Annotated in this window: 5 protein-coding genes and 1 pseudogene; 1 reads left to right on the forward strand and 5 read right to left on the reverse strand. The window is 71.5% G+C overall.

Features of this window, described 5'->3' with window-relative positions:
* Window positions 1–116: 116 nt before the first annotated feature.
* Entirely contained in the window at window positions 117–497 is a 381-nt protein-coding gene (locus ACFWUY_RS40425; protein ID WP_384121761.1) for an STAS domain-containing protein, read from the reverse strand.
* Between the two features lie 129 nt (window positions 498–626).
* Here ACFWUY_RS40425 and ACFWUY_RS40430 point away from each other — a divergent pair, with 129 nt between their 5' ends.
* On the forward strand, window positions 627–1,268 hold the full coding sequence (locus ACFWUY_RS40430; protein WP_384121768.1) for a helix-turn-helix transcriptional regulator: 642 nt from the start codon (window positions 627–629) through the stop codon (window positions 1,266–1,268).
* A 173-nt stretch (window positions 1,269–1,441) separates the two neighbouring features.
* Here the strand turns inward: ACFWUY_RS40430 and ACFWUY_RS40435 are convergent.
* From ACFWUY_RS40435 to ACFWUY_RS40450, 4 genes and pseudogenes are all read right to left on the reverse strand, one after another.
* Window positions 1,442–2,221: pseudogene (locus ACFWUY_RS40435) on the reverse strand (serine hydrolase domain-containing protein); the annotation flags it as partial.
* 140 nt (window positions 2,222–2,361) lie between these two features.
* Window positions 2,362–3,807, reverse strand: a complete 1,446-nt coding sequence (locus tag ACFWUY_RS40440) for a DEAD/DEAH box helicase (protein ID WP_384121763.1) — start codon at window positions 3,805–3,807, stop codon at window positions 2,362–2,364.
* A 212-nt stretch (window positions 3,808–4,019) separates the two neighbouring features.
* Window positions 4,020–4,223, reverse strand: coding sequence for a cold-shock protein (locus tag ACFWUY_RS40445; protein ID WP_030218719.1), 204 nt, complete (start codon window positions 4,221–4,223; stop codon window positions 4,020–4,022).
* 211 nt (window positions 4,224–4,434) lie between these two features.
* Window positions 4,435–5,247: a DUF817 domain-containing protein gene (locus ACFWUY_RS40450; RefSeq protein WP_384121765.1), complete on the reverse strand. Its 813-nt coding sequence runs from the start codon at window positions 5,245–5,247 to the stop codon at window positions 4,435–4,437.
* Window positions 5,248–5,405: the final 158 nt, after the last annotated feature.

The raw sequence follows: 5,405 nt of genomic DNA on the forward strand, positions 1-5,405 counted from the left end.
CGCATTGACGTGCTCTTCGCCATGCTTCGAGACGGGACCTTCTACGAGCCCCCGGCAGCCATCGCCGCTTGACGAAAACCATAGGGGCACCTTTTCCCGTCATCTTTTCCGCCGGGTCAGGGCAGGAAGAGTCCCTCGGTCTCGGTCAGCCGGAGCAGCCGGGTCATCCGTGGACTCACGGCACCCAGCCTGAGCGGGCGGCGTCCGCCGTCGAGATGCGCGCGCCGGACGGCCAGGAAGGCGCCCAGGCCGGCGCAGTCGCAGAAGGTGACGGCCGAGAGGTCGAGCGTGACGCCCTCCGGATGCGCGTGCAGGGCGGCCACGAGGGCCCGGTGCAGGAGGGGGGCGGTGTCGTGGTCTATCTCCCCGCCGACGAGGACGATGCCCTCCGGCGTGACGTCCACGGTCATCTGCGGCTCCGAGCCGGTCGTCGACTCCTGGAGGAGGTCGACGGCGGACGACCGGAGTTCGACGGAGCGGTCCGGAAGGGGGTACATGGCGCGCTCCCGTAGCCAAACCTGAAGGTTTCGCCCTTATCGTGCGCTTACCCACGTAATGTGTCAAAAATTACATGAGATGCATTTCCGGTCTTGTGACGCATGAAGAAATCGCCGCATAACGCACTGATGGGCGGCATTCCAGGCGATCGTCAGTCGTGGACCTTCCTGACGAATCATGCCCGTGTCCTGGTGGTGATCGCCCGGGCCCCGGACGTCCGCCTGCGTGTTGTCGCCGCCGTGTGCGGCGTGACGGAGCGGACGGTGCAGGCGATCGTCGCCGATCTGGAGGCCGGCGGATACCTCACCCACGCGCGTGAAGGGCGGCGTAACCGCTACCCCCTGATCTCCGGCATGCCGTTCCGGCACCCCCTGGAAGGCGACTACGAGATCACCGGCCTGCTCGACCTCCTCAGGGCGGCGCCCGACGGCGACGGCCCCCCCGCACGACCGGGAGGAGCCCGACGGCGGTCCCGTGCGCCGAGCCGAGGCGCGCGGCGACGTCCGCGTGCGCGGCGAAGGCGGTGGACACGCCTTCGGTCAGGCGCGATCCGGTTCCGGCACCTGAGCGGGCTTCCACCCGGTGGTACTCGCTCCGCCGCCTCGGGCGGCTCTCAGCCGAAGTCGGGAATGGGGTGCTCCGGGGCGAGCGCCGCGGCGATGCGCCGGGCGAGCAGATGGGCGGTGTGGCCGTCCGGGGTGGTGGGGCCCGTGGCGGTGGGGCCCGCGGTGGTCGAGACCGCGATGGCCGGACGCTCGGACGGGAGGTAGTCCATGGAGGCGTTGTAGCCGAAGAACAACGGGTGCTGCGAGACCCAGTCGCCCAGGACGAGGACGCCCGTCCCGTAGTGGGTGGCCTCGGTGTTCGGGAGGCGGACCGTCGCCGGGCAGGTCTTGGTCGGCCGGCCCAGGCCCACGGTGCCCGGGTTCAGGAACTCCTCGCAGGAGGCGGGCGAGAGGAGCCGGCCCGAGCCGATCGCGGACGCCGAGCGGGCCAGGTCGCAGATGTCGGTGGTCCGCACCGCGCCGGGGGCGGTGGTCCACGAGGGGTTCCAGGAGGTGGACTCCTCGTACGTCCCGAGATCGGCGTTGAAGGCGTGCAGGACGGGGGTCGGGATGTCGGGCGTGAAGCTGTTGCGGGTCTCGCGCAGGCCGAGCGGCCCCGGGACCTTCTGCTGGAGCAGGACGTCGAGCCGGGTCCCGGTGATCTTCTCCAGGGCGGCCCCGAGGAGGACGAAGTTGGCGTGCGAGTAGCTCCAGTTGGTACCCGGCTCGTACCACCGCGGCTTGCTCGTCGAGAGGGCCACCAGCTCCGGGGCCGTCCACCGGCGGAACGGGTCGGCCGGGACGGCCTGCTGGAATTCGGGGAGGGGCACGTGGTCGACGAGACCGGTGGTGGAGGCGGCCGGCATGCGCAGCGTGATCCGGTCGCCGTCCCGCAGGCCGGACAGCCAGCGCCCGACGGGGTCGTCGAGGCCGCCCCGGCCCTCGTCGACCAGCCGCAGGAGCGCCGTCCCCATGTAGCTGATCGCGATGTTGCCGTTCCGGAAGCGCATCGCGGGGTCCGCGACGTCGGGCGGGTGGGTCTCATGGGCGCGGTATCGGCGGGCGGCGGCGGGACGCCCGCCAGGAAGTCGCCGACCCGCGCGGGCGTCACCCGTCAGGCCCGCGCGGACATCACCTGCCGGGCCTGCCCGGACGTCAGACCTCGCCCCGGGCGCCACCCGGCAGCCCCGCGCGAACGCTCTCGCGTCCCCGACGCCGTCCCGGCCGTCCGCCGAGCACGGGCCGTCAGGCCGCCCGGTCGTCCACCGTCCCGGCCGGGAGGCCGGACGGCCGGAACGAGTCTCCGGGTCCGGTGGTCTCAGCCGCCGCGGCGGATCCTCGCGGCCTGGCGGGCCTCGGCCGTCCTGCGGGCCTCGGCGGCCCGCCGCGACTCGTTCTTGGCACGGCCGGGACGGCCGGGGACCGTACCCATGCCGCGGAAGGCCGCGCCGCCGCGCTTGACGCCCTCCTGGCTGGGCGCGCTGCCGTCGACGGGCACGCCGGAGGGGGTACGGGCGCCGGTGATGCGGCTCAGTTCGGCCTCGCCCGAGCGGACCTGGGTGACCCGGGGGTGGATGCCCGCGTCCGCCATGAGGCGCGCCACGTCACGCCGTTCCTCGGAGGTGACGAGGGTGACGACGACTCCGGACTCCCCGGCGCGCGCGGTGCGCCCGCCGCGGTGCAGGTAGTCCTTGTGGTCGGCGGGCGGGTCGACGTTGACGACGAGGTCGAGCTCGTCGACGTGGATGCCGCGCGCCGCCAGGTTGGTGGCGACCAGGACCGGGACCTCGCCGCTCCTGAAGCGCTCCAGGGTGCGGGTCCGCAGCGGCTGGGACTTGCCGCTGTGCAGCGCCGCCGCCCGTACGCCGCTGCCGAGCAGGTGCCGGGTGAAGCGGTCCACGGCGGCCTTCGTGTGCAGGAACATGATCACGCGCCCGTCGCGGGCGGCGATCTCCGTGGCGGTGGCGAACTTGTCGGCGACGTGCACGTGCAGCACGTGGTGGTCCATGGTGGAGACGGTGGCGGCCGACGGATCGACGGAGTGGACGACCGGGTCTCGGAGGTAGCGCTCCACGACGAGGTCGACGTTGCGGTCGAGGGTGGCGGAGAACAGCATCCGCTGGCCGTCGCCGTTCACCCGGTCGAGCAGCTCGGTGACCTGGGGCATGAACCCCATGTCGGCCATCTGGTCCGCCTCGTCCAGGACGGTGACGGTCACCCGTTCCAGGCGGCAGTCCTTGCGCTCGACGAGGTCCATCAGCCGGCCGGGCGTGGCGATCAGGACCTCGGCCCCGTCGCGCAGCGCGGTGGCCTGGCGGCCGATCGACATGCCGCCGACCACGGTCGCCAGACGCAGCTTCAGGGCGCGGGCGAAGGGCTCGAGGGCGTCCGACACCTGCTGGGCGAGTTCGCGGGTGGGCACGAGGACCAGCGCGAGCGGCTTGCGGGCCTCGGCGCGGCGTCCGGCGGTGCGTACGAGCAGGGGGAGGCCGAAGGCGAGGGTCTTGCCGGAGCCGGTGCGCCCGCGCCCCAGGACGTCGCGGCCCGCGAGGGCGTCGGGCAGGGTCGCGGACTGGATCGGGAACGGCTCGTCGACGCCGAGCCGGGCGAGCACCGCGAGGACCTCGGCCGGCAGGTCGAGCTCGGCGAAGGTGGCGGCCGGGGGCAGGGCCGGGGTGACGGAGGCCGTCACCGCGAATTCGTCCTTCGCCGCGGCCGTGCGTCGTGCCTTGTCCGTACGGGGTGTGTGGTGCGTGCTGTTCATGGAGGCCTTCCTCGACGGTGCGCTTCGAGGAATTCGCGACGGGCCGCGGCCCAATGAATTACAGGAACGTACCGAACGCCATATGCGTGCGGATCCGGTCATACCGAGGGGCTGAGAAACGGCGTCCGGTCCGTGAAAATACCTGGAAAATGCAACGAGCCGGGGCCCTCACCACATGGGTGAGGGCCCCAGCTGCGTCGGACGTGTCAACGTCAGGCGGGGAGGATGTTCTCCGCCTGGGGGCCCTTCTGGCCCTGCGTGACGTCGAAGGTCACCTTCTGGCCTTCCTGGAGCTCACGGAAGCCAGAGGTGGCGATGTTGGAGTAGTGGGCGAAGACGTCCGGGCCGCCACCCTCCTGCTCGATGAAGCCGAAGCCCTTTTCAGCGTTGAACCACTTCACGGTGCCGTTAGCCATGTCAAATCTCCTTCGGGGCGTAGCCCAGGGGTCCGCACTGTGCGAAACCCGGAGTCGCCGTGATGATTGCCCCGTCCGGAAAACTGCACCGAAAACACAGAAAGTGCCTGACGATGTCGAATCGTCGAAGGCACTTGTAAGTTTCTTTGGGAACCACAACTGCAACTGCTGTCGACTGTAGCACGTCGGCCCGGGGAGTGCACGGAATTGCCTATTCCCACCCCTGGCGGGTCGGGAGCCAATTCCGGGCCGGCGGGGCCGGAGCCATCGGCCGCGCCCGGTGCGCCGTCAGGACGAACGTGACCGTGATGAGCAGCGCCCACGCACCGAACTTGGCGAGGGGCACCGGCTGCCAGCCGTCCAGCTGGTGCGGGTAGCTCCAGGCGCCGACGTACGTGGCCGCGTTCTCCGCGACCCACAGGAAGAAGCCGATCAGGACGAACGACAGGGCCAGCGGCATCCGGTGCTCCCGCTCGCCCACCCGGAACCGCACCCAGGTCCCCGCCGTCGCCGCGAGGAGTAGCGCGGCCAGCGCCCAGCGGGCGTCGGGCAGCCAGTGGTGGCTGAAGAAGTTCACGTACACGGCGCCGGCCAGCACCGCCGTCACGCGCGGCCGGTAGCCCGAGAGCCGCAGGTCGAACAGGTGCCACGCCCGGCAGACGTAACTGGCGAGCGCCGCGTAGAGGAAGCCGCCGTACAGCGGGACCCCGCCGAGCTTCGTCAGTGCCTCCTCCGGATAACTCCACGAACCCATCCGGACCTTGACCAACTCGAAGAGCAGACCGATGACATGGCAGCCGACGATGACGGCGACGTCCCGCCCGGAGTCCCAGCCCACCTTCCACGCGAGGAAGGCGAGCCCGATCCCGTACAGCAACAGCAGGTCGTAGCGGGCGACCGGCAGTTCGGGCAGCAGGGTGGAGACCGCGATGCCGCCGATGAGCGCGACGGCGAAGGCGCAGCAGCGCGCTTCGAGGACCGCGAACCGCAGGAGTTGGCGTATCCCGTGCGAGAACGTTTTCATGCGGGGAGGGACGCCCTGGCCGTCGTGGTCGGTTCGCCGAACGGGCGAACGCGTGCGCGAACGGACGACGGCGGCGGGGGCGCCCCCCCCGCGGGGGGTGGGGCGCCGCGCCCGGGGGTGGGGACGGGGGGGGTGTAAACCCCGCGGGGGGGGGGGAC

The organism is Streptomyces sp. NPDC058664 (assembly GCF_042716635.1).
In the GTDB taxonomy this organism is placed as follows: Bacteria; Actinomycetota; Actinomycetes; order Streptomycetales; family Streptomycetaceae; genus Streptomyces.

Excerpts from the sequence above, each read along its gene's own strand:
- ACFWUY_RS40425 (WP_384121761.1), bottom strand. The coding sequence starts at position 497 with ATGTACCCCCTTCCGGACCGCTCCGTCGAACTCCGGTCGTCCGCCGTC.
- ACFWUY_RS40430 (WP_384121768.1), top strand. The coding sequence starts at position 627 with ATGGGCGGCATTCCAGGCGATCGTCAGTCGTGGACCTTCCTGACGAAT.
- ACFWUY_RS40440 (WP_384121763.1), bottom strand. The coding sequence starts at position 3,807 with ATGAACAGCACGCACCACACACCCCGTACGGACAAGGCACGACGCACG.
- ACFWUY_RS40445 (WP_030218719.1), bottom strand. The coding sequence starts at position 4,223 with ATGGCTAACGGCACCGTGAAGTGGTTCAACGCTGAAAAGGGCTTCGGC.
- ACFWUY_RS40450 (WP_384121765.1), bottom strand. The coding sequence starts at position 5,247 with ATGAAAACGTTCTCGCACGGGATACGCCAACTCCTGCGGTTCGCGGTC.